The organism is Pseudomonas putida (genome assembly GCA_029953615.1).
In the GTDB taxonomy this organism is placed as follows: Bacteria; Pseudomonadota; Gammaproteobacteria; order Pseudomonadales; family Pseudomonadaceae; genus Aquipseudomonas.
Genome location: CP124529.1, coordinates 1,756,064 through 1,772,603, shown reverse-complemented (window position 1 = coordinate 1,772,603; position 16,540 = coordinate 1,756,064). Strand labels below are relative to the sequence as shown.

12 protein-coding genes, 2 pseudogenes and 1 riboswitch are annotated in these 16,540 nt (G+C 64.1%); of the genes and pseudogenes, 8 read left to right on the top strand and 6 right to left on the bottom strand.

The window, feature by feature from the left end:
• The first annotated feature begins 12 nt into the window (after nucleotides 1-12).
• Together msbA and hldE are read left to right on the top strand one after the other, a co-directional pair.
• Nucleotides 13-1,822 (top strand): annotated as a pseudogene (gene msbA / locus QIY50_08220) (lipid A export permease/ATP-binding protein MsbA).
• A gap of 130 nt (nucleotides 1,823-1,952) precedes the next feature.
• Nucleotides 1,953-3,376: pseudogene (hldE, locus tag QIY50_08215) on the top strand (bifunctional D-glycero-beta-D-manno-heptose-7-phosphate kinase/D-glycero-beta-D-manno-heptose 1-phosphate adenylyltransferase HldE).
• A 63-nt stretch (nucleotides 3,377-3,439) separates the two neighbouring features.
• Here the strand turns inward: hldE and QIY50_08210 are convergent.
• The 4 genes from QIY50_08210 to QIY50_08195 all read right to left on the bottom strand — a co-directional run bounded on the left by QIY50_08210 (nucleotide 3,440) and on the right by QIY50_08195 (nucleotide 6,981).
• The gene (locus QIY50_08210; protein WGV22159.1) at nucleotides 3,440-4,408 is read right to left on the bottom strand and encodes a metal ABC transporter ATPase; all 969 of its coding nucleotides are present in this window, start codon (nucleotides 4,406-4,408) and stop codon (nucleotides 3,440-3,442) included.
• 47 nt (nucleotides 4,409-4,455) lie between these two features.
• Entirely contained in the window at nucleotides 4,456-5,268 is an 813-nt protein-coding gene (locus QIY50_08205) for an aldo/keto reductase (protein WGV22158.1), read from the bottom strand.
• Nucleotides 5,265-6,440, bottom strand: coding sequence for an FAD-dependent oxidoreductase (locus QIY50_08200; GenBank protein ID WGV22157.1), 1,176 nt, complete (start codon nucleotides 6,438-6,440; stop codon nucleotides 5,265-5,267). The genes QIY50_08205 and QIY50_08200 overlap by 4 nt, the downstream gene beginning before the upstream one ends.
• Before the next feature lie 208 nt (nucleotides 6,441-6,648).
• Nucleotides 6,649-6,981 (bottom strand): multidrug efflux SMR transporter, encoded by a 333-nt coding sequence (locus QIY50_08195; protein WGV22156.1) that lies wholly within the window; start codon nucleotides 6,979-6,981, stop codon nucleotides 6,649-6,651.
• An 85-nt stretch (nucleotides 6,982-7,066) separates the two neighbouring features.
• Between QIY50_08195 and QIY50_08190 the strand changes: the two genes are divergently transcribed.
• Both QIY50_08190 and waaA read left to right on the top strand, forming a co-directional pair.
• Nucleotides 7,067-7,957 (top strand): LysR family transcriptional regulator, encoded by an 891-nt coding sequence (locus QIY50_08190; protein ID WGV22155.1) that lies wholly within the window; start codon nucleotides 7,067-7,069, stop codon nucleotides 7,955-7,957.
• 11 nt (nucleotides 7,958-7,968) lie between these two features.
• Nucleotides 7,969-9,240: a lipid IV(A) 3-deoxy-D-manno-octulosonic acid transferase gene (gene waaA / locus QIY50_08185; GenBank protein WGV22154.1), complete on the top strand. Its 1,272-nt coding sequence runs from the start codon at nucleotides 7,969-7,971 to the stop codon at nucleotides 9,238-9,240.
• 116 nt (nucleotides 9,241-9,356) lie between these two features.
• Here the strand turns inward: waaA and QIY50_08180 are convergent, their stop codons facing one another.
• Nucleotides 9,357-10,793: a TolC family outer membrane protein gene (locus QIY50_08180; GenBank protein WGV22153.1), complete on the bottom strand. Its 1,437-nt coding sequence runs from the start codon at nucleotides 10,791-10,793 to the stop codon at nucleotides 9,357-9,359.
• A 160-nt stretch (nucleotides 10,794-10,953) separates the two neighbouring features.
• Nucleotides 10,954-11,060, top strand: a riboswitch (TPP riboswitch).
• A 159-nt stretch (nucleotides 11,061-11,219) separates the two neighbouring features.
• Here QIY50_08180 and thiC point away from each other — a divergent pair.
• A complete protein-coding gene (thiC, locus tag QIY50_08175) occupies nucleotides 11,220-13,100 on the top strand; it encodes a phosphomethylpyrimidine synthase ThiC (GenBank protein WGV22152.1) in 1,881 nt (626 codons plus the stop codon).
• Between the two features lie 144 nt (nucleotides 13,101-13,244).
• On the top strand, nucleotides 13,245-14,528 hold the full coding sequence (gene cytX / locus QIY50_08170; GenBank protein ID WGV22151.1) for a putative hydroxymethylpyrimidine transporter CytX: 1,284 nt from the start codon (nucleotides 13,245-13,247) through the stop codon (nucleotides 14,526-14,528).
• Here the strand turns inward: cytX and QIY50_08165 are convergent.
• On the bottom strand, nucleotides 14,497-15,243 hold the full coding sequence (locus QIY50_08165; protein WGV22150.1) for an RsiV family protein: 747 nt from the start codon (nucleotides 15,241-15,243) through the stop codon (nucleotides 14,497-14,499). The two genes, cytX and QIY50_08165, sit on opposite strands and share 32 nt — an antisense overlap.
• Nucleotides 15,244-15,428: 185 nt before the next feature.
• On the opposite strand from QIY50_08165, the gene QIY50_08160 reads away from it, so the two are divergent.
• Nucleotides 15,429-16,046, top strand: coding sequence for an NUDIX domain-containing protein (locus tag QIY50_08160; GenBank protein ID WGV22149.1), 618 nt, complete (start codon nucleotides 15,429-15,431; stop codon nucleotides 16,044-16,046).
• Nucleotides 16,037-16,489: a DUF1249 domain-containing protein gene (locus QIY50_08155; protein WGV22148.1), complete on the top strand. Its 453-nt coding sequence runs from the start codon at nucleotides 16,037-16,039 to the stop codon at nucleotides 16,487-16,489. The genes QIY50_08160 and QIY50_08155 overlap by 10 nt, the downstream gene beginning before the upstream one ends.
• The last annotated feature ends 51 nt before the right edge of the window (nucleotides 16,490-16,540 follow it).

Below are 16,540 nucleotides of genomic sequence, written 5' to 3'. Positions count from 1 at the left end.
GCGAGCTCGATAATGGCCGAAACACCGCGACCGGCGGAACACACCTCCAGCCTGAAGATCTACTTCCGGCTGCTGAGCTATGTGAAACCCTATGTCGGCATTTTCCTGCTGAGCATCATCGGTTTCGTGATCTTTGCCTCGACCCAGCCGATGCTGGCCGGGATCCTGAAGTATTTCGTCGATGGCCTGAGCAACCCCGAAGCGGTGTTGTTCCCCAACGTCCCCTACCTGCGCGACCTGCAACTGCTGCAGGCGGTGCCGCTGCTGATCATCCTGATCGCCGCGTGGCAGGGCCTGGGCTCGTTCCTCGGCAACTACTTCCTGGCCAAGGTTTCCCTGTGCCTGGTGCACGACCTGCGTGTGGAACTGTTCAACAAGCTGCTGGTGCTGCCTAACCGCTACTTCGACAACCACAACTCCGGGCACCTGATTTCGCGTATCACTTTCAACGTGACCATGGTCACCGGTGCCGCCACCGATGCGATCAAGGTGGTGATCCGCGAAGGCCTGACCGTGGTGTTCCTGTTCGCCTACCTGCTGTGGATGAACTGGCACCTGACCCTGGTGATGGTCGCCATCCTGCCGGTGATCGCGGTAATGGTCAGCGTCGCCAGCAAAGAAATTCCGCAAGCAGAGCAAGAAGATCCAGGTGGCCATGGGTGACGTCACCCACGTGGCCTCGGAAACCATCCAGGGCTACCGCGTGGTGCGCAGTTTCGGTGGCGAAGCCTACGAGAAGCAGCGTTTCGGCAAGGCCAGCCAGAGCAATACCGACAAGCAGCTGCACATGACCAAGACCGGCTCGCTGTACACGCCGATGCTGCAGTTGGTGATCTATTCCGCCATGGCCGCGCTGATGTTCCTGGTGCTGTTCCTGCGTGGCGAGTCCACTGCCGGTGACCTGGTGGCCTATATCACCGCCGCTGGCCTGTTGCCCAAGCCGATTCGCCAGCTTTCGGAAGTCAGCTCGACCATCCAGAAGGGCCTGGCCGGTGCCGAGAGCATCTTCGAGCAACTGGACGAAGCGCCTGAAGTGGACAGTGGCACCGTCGAGAAGGAGCGGGTGGAAGGGCGCCTGGAAGTGCGCAACCTGAGCTTCACCTACCCGGGTACCGAGCGTGAGGTGCTGAGCGACATCAGCTTCGTCGCCGAGCCGGGGCAAATGATCGCGCTGGTCGGTCGCTCCGGCAGCGGCAAGTCGACCCTGGCGGCGCTGATCCCGCGCTTCTATCACCATGATCAAGGGCAGATCCTGCTCGATGGCGTGGAGATCGAGAACTATCGCCTGCGTAACCTGCGTCGCCATGTTTCGCAGGTGACCCAGCATGTCACCCTGTTCAATGACACTGTGGCCAACAACATCGCCTATGGTGACCTGGCCGGCGCTCCGCGCGCCGACATCGAAGCCGCTGCGGCCGATGCCTACGCCAAGGAGTTCGTTGACCGGCTGCCGAAAGGCTTCGATACCGAAGTGGGCGAAAACGGCGTGCTGCTCTCCGGCGGCCAGCGCCAGCGTCTGGCCATCGCCCGGGCACTGCTGAAGAACGCACCGCTGCTGATCCTCGACGAAGCCACTTCGGCGCTGGATACCGAGTCCGAGCGGCATATCCAGGCGGCCCTGGACCATGTGATGCAGGGTCGTACCACGCTGGTGATCGCCCACCGCCTGTCGACCATCGAGAAAGCTGACCAGATCCTGGTCATGGACCAAGGGCGCCTGGTCGAGCGCGGCACCCATGCCGAGCTGCTCGCGGCCAATGGCCATTATGCCCGCCTGCATGCCATGGGCCTGGATGAGCCGGCCAAGGCCGATATCACCTGAACCCTCGTTGATCGGGGCCGTCGTGGCCCCGATTGTCACGGGAATTTTCCTGGGGTGATCTGGCCATAAAGCCGTCGTCTACCCTGTGCTAATATCCTGCCCCTGTTCATTATTTCCATATGGGTTGCCCATGAAGTTGTCCATGCCGCGTTTCGATCAAGCCCCGGTACTGGTGGTCGGCGATGTCATGCTCGACCGCTACTGGCATGGCGGTACTTCGCGTATTTCGCCTGAAGCGCCAGTCCCGGTGGTCAAGGTCGATCAGATCGAGGATCGCCCCGGCGGCGCGGCCAACGTGTTGCCTTGAACATCGCCGCCCTGGGCGCACCGGCTTCGCTGATCGGTGTCACCGGCCAGGATGAGGCCGCTGACAGCCTGGCCAACAGCCTGCAGGCTGCAGGCGTGCGCTCGGTGTTCCAGCGCATCGCGCACCAGCCGACCATCGTCAAGCTGCGGGTCATGAGCCGTCACCAGCAGTTGCTGCGCATCGATTTCGAAGAACCGTTCGCCACCGACCCGCTGTCGCTGGGGGCCGAGGTCGACAGCCTGCTCGAGGGCGTCAAGGTGCTGGTCCTGTCGGACTACGGCAAGGGCGCACTGAAAAACCACCAGAGCCTGATCCAGGCGGCGCGGGCCAAGGGCATTCCGGTGCTGGCCGACCCCAAGGGCAAGGACTTTTCCATCTACCGTGGCGCCAGCCTCATCACCCCCAACCTCAGCGAGTTCGAAACCATCGTCGGCCGTTGCGCCGATGAAGCCGAGCTGGTCGCCAAGGGCCTGCAGTTGCTGCAGGACCTGGACCTGGGCGCCTTGCTGGTAACACGTGGCGAGCACGGCATGACCCTGCTGCGCAGCGGCCAGCCGGCGCTGCACCTGCCGGCGCGGGCGCGTGAAGTGTTCGACGTGACCGGTGCTGGTGATACTGTCATTTCCACCCTCGCTGCGGCCATCGCTGCCGGCGAGGACCTGCCCCACGCGGTGGCCCTGGCCAATCTGGCGGCGGGTATCGTGGTCGGCAAGCTGGGTACGGCTGCGATCAGTGCCCCCGAGCTGCGCCGGGCGATCCAGCGCGAGGAAGGCTCCGAGCGCGGTGTGCTGGGCCTGGAGCAGCTGCTGCTGGCCATTGATGACGCGCGGGCGCACAAAGAAAAGATCGTCTTCACCAACGGCTGCTTCGACATCCTGCATGCCGGGCATGTCACCTACCTGGAACAGGCGCGGGCCCAGGGCGATCGCCTGATCGTCGCGGTCAACGATGATGCCTCGGTCAGCCGCCTGAAAGGGCCGGGCCGGCCGATCAACAGCGTCGACCGGCGCATGGCCGTACTGGCCGGGCTGGGTGCGGTGGACTGGGTGATCAGCTTCCCCGAGGGCACGCCGGAGAACCTGCTGAGCCAGGTCAAGCCGGATGTGTTGGTCAAGGGCGGCGACTATGGCATCGACCAGGTGGTAGGTGCCGATATCGTCAAGGCCTATGGCGGTACCGTGAAGGTGCTGGGGCTGGTCGAGAACAGCTCGACCACGGCGATCGTCGAGAAGATTCGCAAGAACTGATAATCGGGGCTGCTGTGCAGCCCTTCGCGGGCATGCCCGCGAAGGGCCGCATAGCGGCCCCAATCATTTGTTCAGGGAGGTACGCGCCCGTTCCAGCAGCGCTCGCGCCTTGTCGCCAAACCGCTGCAGGTGCGATGCCCGCACCGGCTTGCTCTCCACCAACCCCTGCTGTTTCACCCAATCCTTCCAGCGCACCCGCTCGTCCGTGACCACCCAACCCTCCTGCCGTGCAAAACTCTCGGCCAGGTACAGCCCGCGCGTGCTCGCCGGCACCAATTCATCCTTCCTCACGGTATACAGTTCAGCCAGTGGCTGGCCGTCCTTCAATGGCATCAGGTACAGGTCTGGCCGCTTGCGGTTGAGCCGCGCCACCAGTTGGTCGCCCTCCAGCCGCTCATCAACGTGGAACAGGCTGAGCTTCTTGGCGTCCCGGGGTACCTGCAGGCGCATGTCATAGATCAGTTGCAGCGAGGCGGTGGGCAAGTGCACATACGCCCGTGGCCGTTCCAGCAGCATCAGCTTGCCGCAGTGCACCGGGCGTGCGGCACCGGACTCCGGGGTCAGCACGAAGTGCGGTGTTTCGCGGTAGTGCAGGGCGGCAGCGTAGGGTACGGGTAGCCAGGTGTCGTTGAAGCGCCCGCCCAGCCAGCCTTCCGGGGTTTCCAGCAGGCATTCCTCGGCCACTTCCTGCACGGCTGTATGCAACGGCAGGTTCAGCTCCTGCGCCGGCACATAGCCGGAAATCAGTTTCAGCACCACATCGCCACGGTCTTGCCGGCGCTGACGCACCAGCACCCAGTAATCGCGGTTCTGCCAATGCAGGGTCAGCCGTACCGACACGCCCAGGTTGGCCAGTTCGACCACGAAACGTTGCACATCGGCCAACTGGATGGCCTTGCGCCGCTGTTGGGTCTGGGCAAAGTTCAGCGGCATGCCGATGCTCTGGTAGGTCAGCCCTTCGGGCGTGGCCTCGACATGCAGCGGCAGTGTCTTGAAGTTGCTCGGGTTCTTGCGGATCAGCGTTCGCGCCACGAGGCTCCTCCTTGCGTCGGGTCAGTCCAGGCTGGGCCTGGGGCAACTCAATGCTGGCCCAGGATACGGGCGACGGTGGCCACGTTGTGGGCCAGGTGCAACGGATTGATGGTGCCGACGATAGCACTGCTGACGCCCGGGTGGGCGAACAGCAGCTCGAAGCTGGCTTGCACCGGGTCGACACCCGGAGCCAGGCAGATATGCCCGCTGGCCAGGGCCTTCTTCACCAGGATGGCCTTGCCGTGTTCGGCAGCGTAGTCCAGCACCGGGCGTTCTGCCTGTTCGTTGAGGTTGTAGGTGACCATGGCGCAGTCGCCTTGCTCCAGTGCCTTCAGGCCGCCGGCGACGGTTTTGCCGGACAGGCCGAAGCCGAGGATCTTGCCCTCCTGCTTGAGCTCGGCCAGGGTCTGGTAGACCTCCTGCTGTTCGAGGATTGCCAGGTCGTTGCCGTCGGAATGCACCAGCACCAGCTCGATGCGGTCGGTTTCCAGGCGCCGCAGGCTGCGCTCCACCGAGCGGCGGGTGTGGGCGGCGCTGAAATCGAAGTGTGATTGGCCGTTGTCGAATTCTTCGCCAACCTTGCTGACGATCACCCAGTCATCGCGCTGGCCGCGCAATAGCGGGCCCAGGCGCTCTTCGCTGCGGCCGTAGGCCGGGGCGGTGTCGATCAGGTTGATGCCCAGCTCGCGGGCCTGGGCCAGCAGCAGGCGGGCTTCGTCATCGCCGGGGATGGTGAAGCCGGTGGGGTATTTCACGCCCTGGTCGCGGCCCAGCTTGACTGTGCCCAGGCCTAGCGGCGAAACCTTGAAGCCGGTGCTGCCCAAGGGGCGATGGTAGTTGTGCAGGGTGGGCAGGCTCATGACAGCAGTTGCTCCCAGGCCGGCACACCCAGCGGCGGGCGTGGCAGGTCGACCAGGTCGGCCTGCGCCTGCGGACGGATGCTGTCACGCTCCAGGTGGCTGATGACCCGGTCACTGAAGTCCGGTGCCAGGGCCAGCTTGGTTGGCCAGCCCACCAGCAGGCGTTGCTGGTCGGCGAGGAAGGCGTTGTCCGGGCGTACCAGGCCCGATTGCGCCGGTTCCGCCCGGTCGACCCGCAGGGTCGCCCAGCGCACCTGGCTCTGGTCCACCCATGGCAGCAGGCTGGCGATTTCTTTCTGTGCCGCGGCGATTTGCGCAGCCGGCTCGCGGGCAACGCCATCGGCTTCGGCCAGGTCACCGCCCAGGTACCAGACCCACTGGCCGTCGGCGGCCGGGTGGGTGGTCACCGTCACCCGTGGCTTCGGCCCGCCGCCCAGGCAATGGGCGTACAGCGGTTTCAGGTTGGCACCTTTGGCCATGACCATGTGCAGTGGGCGTGTCTGCATGGCCGGCTGGTTCAGGCCCAGGGCATGCAGCAGCTCTTCGGTACCGGCGCCGGCACTGAGCACGATGCGCTGGGCGCGGATGTCGCGCCCGTCCACGCGCAGGCCGACCAGCTCTTCGCCCATGCGCAGTGGCGCGATGCGCTCGCCGGCGAGCAGGCTGTCACCCGCCAGCTGGGCCAGGTTGGCCAGCAGGCTGGGCACGTCCACGACCAGTTCGGCCAGGCGATAGACCTTGCCCTTGAAGGCGCGGTCCTGGAGCGCAGGTGGCAGTTGCTCGCCCTTTACCTGGTCGACCCGGCCGCGCACGGCCTTGCTGGCGAAGAAACTGGTGAGGTTGCCGGCCAGGGTGCCTGGCGACCACAGGTAATGGGCGTCGGACAGCAGGCGGGTGCTGGTAAGGTCCAGCTCGCCGCTGCCACTTAGCGCTTCGCGCCAGCGACGCGGCATGTCGGCGATGGCTTCCGAAGCGCCGGTGAGGGCGCCGTGCAGGGCATACTTGGTGCCGCCATGGATAATGCCCTGGGACTTGATGGTCTGCTCGCCGCCAAGGCTGGCGCGTTCCACCAGTACCGTCGAATAGCCCAGGCGGCGCAGCCGGGCATTGAGCCAGAGGCCTGCGACCCCGGCGCCGACGATCAGCACGTCAGTGGAAATGGCAGATGGCATGGCGGTACCTCGAAGACTGGGACAGCTGGCAAGTATACAGGGTCGGGCCCGAGAGGGATTGCGTGCGGGCTGACATGTGGCCGCCTTGAGGTTTATGGCGCCTTTGAGATCGAGCGCCGCCCGCGCGGCGCTCGATCTACGCGACACCAGGAATCAAGACAAGCACCTGGCAGCCCTGACCCAACCTCCCGCCAGACCCCGGCAACCATCAATGCCCAGCCGTCTTCGAAAACAGCTGAATCACCACCACCCCACCCACAATCATCGCCATGCCCAGCATCGCCGGCACATCCAGTTTCTGCCCATAGATCACCAGCGCCGCGACACTGATCAGCACAATCCCCAACCCCGACCAGATGGCATAGGCGATCCCCACCGGAATGCTGCGCACCACCAGGGTCAGCATCCAGAACGCGATGCCATAGCCCACCACCATCAGCAGCAGCGGCAGTGGCGTGCTCAGGCCTTTCACCGCTTTCATGGATGCGGTGGCAATGACTTCGGCGCAGATGGCAATGGCGAGGTAGGTGTAGGCATTCATGGTGGATCCTCCGGTAACTGGGGGGCATTCTAGGCGTTACCTGGATGGGGTAAAGTCATTACCTATCACTATGGGAGATAGGTTGATGGCCGAGCAGTGGAACCTTGAACAGCTACGTACCTTCCTGCGCGTTGCAGAACTGCGCTCGTTCTCTGCCGTGGCCCGTGAGCAGCGCAAGGCCCAGTCGGCGATCAGCAGCGCGATCGCCCTGCTCGAAACCGACCTCGGTGTCACCTTGTTCGAGCGCAGCAGTGGCCGGCAACCCAAGCTGACCGAAAACGGCAGCGCCCTGCTGGAAGATGCCCGCGAACTGTTGCGCCAGTGCGAACGCCTGGATGGCCGTGCATTGGCGCTGATGCGCGGGCAGGAGGCCTTGCTGCGAGTCGCCCAGGACGAAGCCATGCCCTATCAGCCGGTCATCGACAGCCTCGACGAACTGGCCAGCCGCTACCCGTTCCTGGAGGTGCAACTGGCCAGCGGCGCCCAAGGCGATGTGGCGCGCAAGCTGGTGGAGCGGCGCGCCGATCTTGGCCTGTTCTTCCACCACGAAAGCATCCCGGCATCGCTGGAGCGGCGCGCCCTGGGCAGCGTGGAAATGGTCACGGTGTGCGCGGTTGGCCACCCGCTCGCGGGCGAAGGCCGGGTCACCCGCCAGCAACTGGCGCGCCATCGACAACTGCTGATTACCCCGCAGCAAAGCGGCTATCCCGGCGGCGAGGCGATCAGCCCGCAGGTGTGGCGCGCCGACAGCTTCTACGCCATGGCAGAACTGCTGATGCGCGGCCTGGGCTGGGCCTGGCTGCCGCGGCACGTGGTGCAATACCCGACTTACCAGGCGCACATGGTCGAACTGGACAGCGAGTGGCGGCCACCGGCCTTGGTGGTGGAACTGGCCTGGCGCCGCGACGAGCCACTGGGGCCGGCTGCGCAGTGGCTGGCCGAGCGCTTTGCGGTGCACCTGCGCGCGATCGGGTAAACTCCGCGGCCATGAACAGAACTCTCTATACCTTGCTGTTTCACCTGGGCCTGCCGCTGGTTGCGCTGCGCCTGTACCTGCGCGCGCGCAAGGCGGCGGCCTATGGCCATCGCATCGGCGAGCGCTTTGCCTTCAAGCTGCCGGCCATGCGCCAAGGCGGCATCTGGGTACACGCGGTGTCGGTGGGCGAGAGCATTGCAGCGGCACCGATGGTGCGTGCCTTGCTCAAGGCCTACCCGGAGTTGCCGATTACGCTTACCTGCATGACTCCGACCGGGTCCGAGCGTATTCGCGCCATGTTCGCCGACGAACCACGTGTGCAGCATTGCTATTTGCCCTACGACCTGCCGTGGGCGGCGGGGCGTTTTCTTGATCATGTGCAGCCGAAGCTGGGCATCATCATGGAAACCGAACTGTGGCCCAACCACATTCACCAGTGTGCGAAACGCGGCATTCCGGTAGCGCTGGCCAATGCCCGCTTGTCCGAGCGCTCGGCCCGTGGCTATGGGCGCTTTGCCAGGTTGACCCGGCCGATGCTGGCCGAGATGAGCCTGATTGCCGTGCAGACCGAAACCGAGGCCCGACGCTTCCTTGACCTGGGCGCTCGCCCTGAGTGCGTACGGGTCACCGGTTCGATCAAGTTCGACCTGAAGATCGACGAGCAACTGCTGCCGCGTGCCAGGGCACTGCGTGCGCAGTGGGGGGCTGAGCAGCGCCCGGTGTGGATTGCGGCCAGTACCCATGAAGGCGAGGATGCGCTGATCCTGCAGGCGCACCGGCAGTTGCTGCAGGTGCATGGTGATGCCTTGCTGATCCTGGTGCCGCGCCACCCCGAGCGGTTTGCCGCGGTGCATGCGCTGTGCAGCGAACAATTCGTCAGCGTGCGTCGCTCGGCCGGTACCCCGGTCGATGCGCAGACGCAGGTATTGGTCGGCGACACCATGGGTGAGTTGCTGTTCCTTTACGCGCTGGCTGATATTGCCTTCGTTGGTGGCAGCCTGGTGGCAACCGGTGGGCACAATCCGCTGGAGCCGGCAGCGTTGGCATTGCCTGTGCTGATGGGGCCGCATGTGTTCAACTTCCTCGAAATCAGCGCGATGCTGCGCGAGGCGGGGGCCTTGCAGCAGGTGGAGAATGTCGACGGGCTGGCCGAGGCAGTGCGGCGGCTGGTCGAACTGCCGCAGGATGCGCAGCGCATGGGCGAGGCGGGCAGGGCGGTGATGCGGGCCAATCAAGGGGCTTTGCAGCGCTTGCTTGATGGGCTGGGTGCGCTTATCCGCTGATTTTTGCATTGGCTTCTTCGCGGGCTCGCCCGCTCCCACAGGATTGATGCATGCTTCGAGGGCTGCGCAATCCCTGTGGGAGCGGGCGCGAGCCCGCGAAAAAGCCAACACCTATCTCAAGGGCGGCGCTCGAAGTTCTTCGCTGCCGCTGCTGCCAGGTCCGGCGGCAGGAAGTCCTTGTCCGGGTTGTAGTCCGGTTTCAGGTACCGCTTGAGGTCCTGCAGGTCCTGCGGGCTCAAGGTGCCGGCCGCCTGCTTCAGGCTCAGGTTGTCGAGGATGTAGTCATAGCGGCTGTTGTTGTAGTCGCGCACCGAGGTGTACAGCTGGCGCTGGGCATCAAGCACGTCAACGATATTGCGGGTACCCACCTGGTAGCCGATTTCGGTGGCTTCCAGCGCGCTCTGGTTGGAGATGATCGACTGCTTGCGCGCCTGCACCTGTTCCACATCGGTATTCACCGCGCGGTGCAGGTTGCGGGTGTTCTCCACCACCTGGCGTCGCAGGCTTTCACGCTGCTGCTCGCTCTGGCTCAGGCGCTGATAGGCCTCGCGCACTTGCGAGCTGGTCAGGCCACCGCTGTAGATCGGGATGTTCAGCTGCAAGCCGATGCTGGTCTGCTCGACATCGCCGCTATAGCGCGTAACGGGGGCCGGTGCGGGGTTGGTGAAACCGAAATTGTCGTTGTCACCCTTCTGATACTTGGCAACTGCGTCCAGGGTCGGCGCGTGGCCGGCCTTGCGCTGGCGCAGGGTTTCCTCGGCAGCGGTGACCGCGTGGTTGGTGGCCAGCAGGTTGAGGTTCTGGCGCCCGGCGGTTTCGACCCAGGCCTTGGCGTCGTTGGGCGTAGGGACCTGCACCGGCAGGGTATGGACCACGCCTTGAATCGATGTGTATTCCCGGTTGGTCAGGGTCACCAGGGCCTCGAAGGCATCCTGTACCTGGCGCTCGGCAATGATCCGGTTGGCCCGCGCCGTGTCGTAGCTGGCCTGGGATTGCAGCACATCGGTCTTGTCGGAGAGGCCGACGTCGAAGCGTTCGTTGGACTGATCCAGCTGGCGTTTGAAGGCAGCTTCTTCAGCCTTGGTCGCGGCCAGGTTGTCCTGGGCACGCAGCACGGCGAAGTAATTCTGTGCAGTTTGCAGGATCAGGTTCTGTTCGGTCGCCGACAGCTCCAGCGCCGCCTGTTCGTTGACCGCTTCGGCCGCCTGCAACTGGAACCAGCGGTCAGCGCGGAAGATCGGCTGCGCCAGGGTCGCGCTCCAGGTATTACCGCTGCGGTTGCTGGTGGCCGATGGTTCGTCCAGCTTGGTGCGGGTGTTCAGCATTTCGGCACCTGCCGAAAGGTTGGGCAGCAACCCGGCGCGGGCCTGTGGCACCACTTCGCGGCGGGCGCCGTAATCGGCGCGGGCCGCCGCCAGGTCAGCGTTGTTGTCGACCGCTTCCTGGTAGACGCTGACCAGGTCGGTCTTGACTGTTTGAGGCACGTCCGCTGCCCAGACCACTCCGTTGGACGCACAAGACACGGCTATCGCCAGTGAAAGTTTGCGCAGCATAAAGGCAATCCTTGTACGAAATTTAATTACTGAACTGTTGAGTATCGAGCGACGGGCCAGTGTAGTGCCATGCGCACCCGGCAACAATCGCTCGGGGTGCCTTTCATCATCCGCGCATTTACCCGCTTGGCTTTGCCGACCACTCCAGTCTAGACTGCGCATGTTCTTGTCGGGGTGCCTTGAAGCAAAGGCTGAGATCGCAAAGTTGCGGATCCCGTTGAACCTGATCAGGTTAGCGCCTGCGTAGGGAACAAGATTGCTCGCCTTCCCGGGGAGCCTCTTGTGCCAGGTCCGGGAATGTCCACAGCTGCATGCAGCTTCAGGCACCCCAATATCCGGCACTGCACCCCATCAACAGGGTGCGTCCGCGCCTTTCAGGTTCACCCCGACATTCCACTGCGTAGGAAGCCGTCTGGAGAGCCTGTGATGACCAAACAAGAAAAAGCGATCAACCTCAGCGAATCGGCACAAGTCGATCAGCAGTCCGTGCAACCGTTCCCGCGTTCACGCAAGGTCTATGTCGAAGGCTCGCGCCCGGACATCCGCGTGCCCATGCGTGAAATCAGCCTGGACGACACCCCGACCGATTTCGGTGGCGAGGCCAATGCCCCGGTGCTGGTCTACGATACCTCCGGCCCGTACACCGACCCCAACGTCGTCATCGACGTACGCAAGGGCCTGGCCGATGTGCGTTCGGCCTGGATCGAGGCGCGCGGTGACACCGAGCGCCTGGCCGGCCTGAGCTCCGATTTCGGCCAGCAGCGCCTGAACGATGCGGAACTCGCCAAGCTGCGTTTCGCCCATGTGCGCAACCCGCGCCGTGCCAAGGCGGGCGCCAACGTCTCGCAGATGCACTATGCCCGCCAGGGCATCATCACCGCCGAGATGGAGTACGTGGCCATCCGCGAAAACATGAAGCTGCAGGAGGCACGCGCCGCCGGCCTGCTCGACGAGCAGCACGCCGGCCACAGTTTCGGGGCCAACATCCCGAAAGAGATCACCCCCGAGTTCGTTCGCCAGGAAATCGCCCGTGGCCGCGCGATCATCCCGGCCAACATCAACCACCCGGAAGTGGAGCCGATGATCATCGGCCGCAACTTCCTGGTGAAGATCAACGGCAATATCGGCAACAGCGCCCTGGGTTCCTCGATCGAGGAAGAAGTGGCCAAGCTGACCTGGGGCATCCGCTGGGGTTCGGACACGGTCATGGACCTGTCCACCGGCAAGCACATTCACGAAACCCGCGAGTGGATCATCCGCAACTCGCCGGTACCGATCGGCACCGTGCCGATCTACCAGGCCCTGGAAAAGGTCAACGGCGTGGCCGAAGACCTGACCTGGGAGCTGTTCCGCGACACCTTGATCGAGCAGGCCGAGCAGGGCGTGGACTATTTCACCATCCACGCCGGTGTACTGCTGCGCTATGTGCCGCTGACCGCCAAGCGCGTCACCGGTATCGTCAGCCGCGGTGGCTCGATCATGGCCAAGTGGTGCCTGGCGCATCACAAGGAAAACTTCCTGTACACCCACTTCGAAGAAATCTGCGAAATCATGAAGGCCTACGACGTCAGCTTCTCGCTGGGCGACGGCCTGCGCCCCGGCTCTATTGCCGACGCCAACGATGCCGCGCAGTTCGGTGAACTGGAGACCCTCGGCGAGCTGACCAAGATCGCCTGGAAGCACGACGTGCAGTGCATGATCGAAGGCCCCGGCCACGTGCCGATGCAACTGATCAAGGAGAACATGGACAAGCAGCTGGAATGCTGCGACGAGGCGCCGTTCTACACCCTCGGCCCGCTGACCACTGACATCGCCCCTGGCTACGACCACATCACCTCGGGCATTGGCGCGGCGATGATCGGCTGGTTCGGTTGCGCCATGCTCTGCTACGTCACACCCAAGGAACACCTGGGCCTGCCGAACAAGGATGACGTGAAGACCGGCATCATCACCTACAAGATCGCTGCTCACGCTGCCGACCTTGCCAAGGGTCACCCGGGCGCGCAGATTCGTGACAACGCCTTGTCCAAGGCGCGCTTCGAGTTCCGTTGGGAAGACCAGTTCAATCTCGGCCTGGACCCGGACACCGCCCGCGCCTACCACGATGAGACCCTGCCGAAGGAATCGGCGAAGGTCGCGCACTTCTGCTCGATGTGCGGGCCGAAGTTCTGCTCGATGAAGATCACCCAGGAAGTACGTGAGTACGCCGCCAAGATCGAAACCGTGGATGTGACGGTCGAGCAAGGCATGCGCGAGCAGGCCGAGCGGTTCCGCCAGGAAGGCAGTCAGCTGTACCACAAAGTCTAAGCCGCAGCACCTTACCCTGTGGGAGCGGGCGTGCCCGCGAAGCAAGCACCGCGGTGCATGGCAAGGGCTTCGCCCTTGTTCGCGGGCACGCCCGCTCCCACAGGATGCTGTGTGCAACTCCTCATTCTTCCGGCGAAAATAACAATGACCACTCCCAGCCAATTCTCCCCCGATCACCCGGTCCCCATCGCCCAGCGCATCTTCGGCGCCCGCGACCTGTTCTCGCTATGGTTCTCCCTCGGCATCGGCCTTATGGTGCTGCAGGTCGGCGCCATGCTGGCACCTGGTCTGGGCCTTGCTGGCGCAGTGCTGGCCATCGCTCTGGGCACCGGTGTGGGTGTGCTGTTGCTGGGGGCTGCCGGTGTCATCGGCAGCGACACCGGCCTGTCGGCGATGGGCACCCTGAAACTCAGCCTGGGCGCCCATGGCGCGCGCTTGCCGGCGCTGCTCAACCTGCTGCAACTGGTGGGCTGGGGCGCGTTCGAGATCATCGTCATGCGCGATGCCGCCAGCCTGCTGGGTGCGCGGGCGTTCGGCGAAGCCAGTGCCTGGAACAGTCCGATGCTCTGGACCCTGTGCTTCGGCGCCCTGGCCACCTTGCTCGCGGTCGGTGGGCCACTGGCGTTCGTGCGCAAGGTGCTGCGCGCCTGGGGTATCTGGCTGCTGCTGGGTGCTTGCCTGTGGCTGACCTGGAACTTGTTCGCCAAGGCCGACCTGACGGCAATGTGGAACCGCGCCGGCGACGGTTCGATGTCGCTGGCCGTGGGCTTCGACATCGCCATCGCCATGCCGCTGTCCTGGTTGCCGCTGATCGCCGACTACTCGCGTTTTGCCCGCAACGGCAAACCTGTATTCGGCGGCACGGTGCTGGGCTACTTCATCGGCAACACCTGGCTGATGAGCCTGGGCGTGGGCTACACCCTGGCCTTTGCCGGCAGTGGCGAAGCCAACGCCCTGCTGCTGGCCCTGGCGGGCGCCGGCATGGGCATTCCGCTGCTGCTGATTCTGCTGGACGAGTCGGAAAAGGCTTTTGCCGACATTCACTCGGCGGCCGTTTCCACCGGCGTGCTGGTGCGCCTGAAGGTCGAGCACCTGGCGCTGGCCATTGGCGTGCTGTGCACGCTGATTGCCCTGCTGGCGCCACTGGCACAGTACGAGAACTTCCTGCTGCTGATCGGTTCGGTGTTTGCACCGCTGTTCGGTGTGGTATTGGTGGACCACTACGTGATCCGTCGCCGCCGCCTGCCAGCACAGGTGAATGGCTTGCACTGGCAGGCACTGCTGGCCTGGGTGGTCGGCGTGGTGGCGTACCATGTGATCGCCGCGCAGGCGCCGGACCTGGGGGCGACCCTGCCGGCATTGCTGCTGGCAGGGCTACTGCACGGGCTGCTGAGCTTCAGCCGCGGCCGGGAAACAGTTCAGGCTTGAGCACGCCATTCAGGCGCGGGTAGGGGATCTTCAATTCCACGTGGCCCATGGAGTAGGGCGCGATGGTGTAGACCTCGTACTTGACCACCACCGCGCCGTACGTCAGGGCGACGTGCGGCGACTGCTTGAACGGCCAGGTCTTGATGAACTCGGCGTCCTTGTCCATGCCTACGCTGATCAGCCAGGCGCGGTGCGACTCCTCCACGGTTTTCCAGAAGGTGTCTTCCTGGCCGGCCACCAGCATGTCCTGCAGGGTCAGCACCTTGTCCAGCTTGCGCGAATAGTTGATGAACCCGCGCCCGGGCATGCCGTGGGCGCCGCCGCTGTCCAGGTAGCTGGACAGTTCGATGATCACCAGCCCGTCATGCTGCTCGCGTACCTTGGCCTGCAGGTAGCTGCTGTTGCGCTTGTCGGCGCTGGCCAGGTACTGCTGCTCGTAGGCTTGCAGGGTGGCGGGTGCGTTGCCGCGCTGGTTGTCTTCGGTCAGTTGCAGCAGGCGTTTCTCGACGATGCCATCAAGCTTGGGCAAGGCCGGGAAGTGGATCATGTCGATGTTCACCAGCGGGCAGTCGCTTTCGCTGCAGCCGGGTTTGACATGCTCCCAGGCATCACGCTTGACCTCGAGCGGCGCCCGGTAGTTGGGCGTGAACAGGCTTTGGCAGGCACCCAGTGCCAGGGCCAGCACAGCCACGGAAGTCAGTTTGACAAGTGTCATGGGAATCCTTGCAGAACAGGGAAAAGTCGGCCTTTGACCGTCTGCGCGGCCTTCAGTTCGCCACTAAGCTAACAGAGAGAAGGCGCGCTGTCCCGAGTGCGCGAACGGTTACTGGAAAGGGGTGAAACCCGCTGGCGTGGAGAGTAGGATGGCGCGATGCTGTAGGCGAGGTAATGAGGATTCCCATGTCAGACACGTTGAACTCAGTGCCCAGGGCGGTCGAGATCGTCAAGCGGGATAACTGCTTCCAGGGCTTCTACAAGCTCGACAAGGTGCACCTGCGCCACGAGTTGTTCGCCGGTGGCATGGGCCGCGAAATCAGCCGCGAGCTGTTCGTGCGCCATGATGCGGTGTGCGTGCTGCCCTATGACCCGCAACGCGATGAAGTGGTGCTGATCGAGCAGTTCCGGGTGGGGGCCATGGGCAAGATCGACAACCCGTGGCTGATCGAGATGGTCGCCGGGCTGATCGACAAGGACGAGCAGCCTGAACAGGTCGCCCACCGCGAAGCCGAAGAAGAAGCCGGCCTGGTCTTCAGCGCACTGTGGCCGATGACCCGCTACTTCCCGTCGCCTGGTGGCAGTGACGAGTATGTCCACCTGTTCCTCGGTCGCTGCAACAGTGAAGGCGCGGGCGGTCTGCATGGCCTGGAAGAAGAAGGCGAAGACATTCGCGTGCGGGTCTGGTCGTTCGAGGATGCCATGCAAGCCGTGCGCGACGGGCGTGTTTGCAATGCGGCGACTATCATCGGCCTGCAATGGCTGGCGCTGAACCGTGACGAAGTACGAGGTATGTGGAAGTGAACCTGCTGCGCGAGCGTTATCGGGTCGACCTGGTCGGGCTGCAGGCAGCCTGCGAGGCCAACTACGCCCGGCTGATGCGCCTGTTGCCCGACATGCGCACCACCCAGAGTTCGCGCCGCATCGGCATGACCCAGGGCGACCAGATGCTTGGCGTGCTGGTCCTCGACGTGGTGCTGGCCTGCCCGTACACCACCACCCTGCACGTGCGCCAGGAGCACAGCCTGCCGTGGTTGCCGGTGCCACACCTGGAAGTGCAGGTGTACCACGATGCGCGCATGGCCGAGGTGGTCAGTGCCGAACACACCCGGCGTCTGCGCAGCATCTACCCCTATCCCAACGAAGCCATGCACCAGCCGGACGAAAAGGCCCAGCTCAACCTGTTCCTCGGTGAATGGCTGAGTCATTGCCTGGCCTGTGGTCATGAGCTGGCAAGCGTTCGCTGAATTGTGACGTGGTTGGGTTACGAGTGTTTGCGCGTAACCGTTGTACAGCCA

What these genes read in the sequence shown, in the direction of transcription:
- QIY50_08205 (WGV22158.1), bottom strand. Translation starts at nt 5,268, where the DNA reads ATGAGCCTGCCCACCCTGCACAACTACCATCGCCCCTTGGGCAGCACC.
- QIY50_08200 (WGV22157.1), bottom strand. Translation starts at nt 6,440, where the DNA reads ATGCCATCTGCCATTTCCACTGACGTGCTGATCGTCGGCGCCGGGGTC.
- QIY50_08195 (WGV22156.1), bottom strand. Translation starts at nt 6,981, where the DNA reads ATGAATGCCTACACCTACCTCGCCATTGCCATCTGCGCCGAAGTCATT.
- QIY50_08190 (WGV22155.1), top strand. Translation starts at nt 7,067, where the DNA reads ATGGCCGAGCAGTGGAACCTTGAACAGCTACGTACCTTCCTGCGCGTT.
- waaA (WGV22154.1), top strand. Translation starts at nt 7,969, where the DNA reads ATGAACAGAACTCTCTATACCTTGCTGTTTCACCTGGGCCTGCCGCTG.
- QIY50_08180 (WGV22153.1), bottom strand. Translation starts at nt 10,793, where the DNA reads ATGCTGCGCAAACTTTCACTGGCGATAGCCGTGTCTTGTGCGTCCAAC.
- thiC (WGV22152.1), top strand. Translation starts at nt 11,220, where the DNA reads ATGACCAAACAAGAAAAAGCGATCAACCTCAGCGAATCGGCACAAGTC.
- cytX (WGV22151.1), top strand. Translation starts at nt 13,245, where the DNA reads ATGACCACTCCCAGCCAATTCTCCCCCGATCACCCGGTCCCCATCGCC.
- QIY50_08165 (WGV22150.1), bottom strand. Translation starts at nt 15,243, where the DNA reads ATGACACTTGTCAAACTGACTTCCGTGGCTGTGCTGGCCCTGGCACTG.
- QIY50_08160 (WGV22149.1), top strand. Translation starts at nt 15,429, where the DNA reads ATGTCAGACACGTTGAACTCAGTGCCCAGGGCGGTCGAGATCGTCAAG.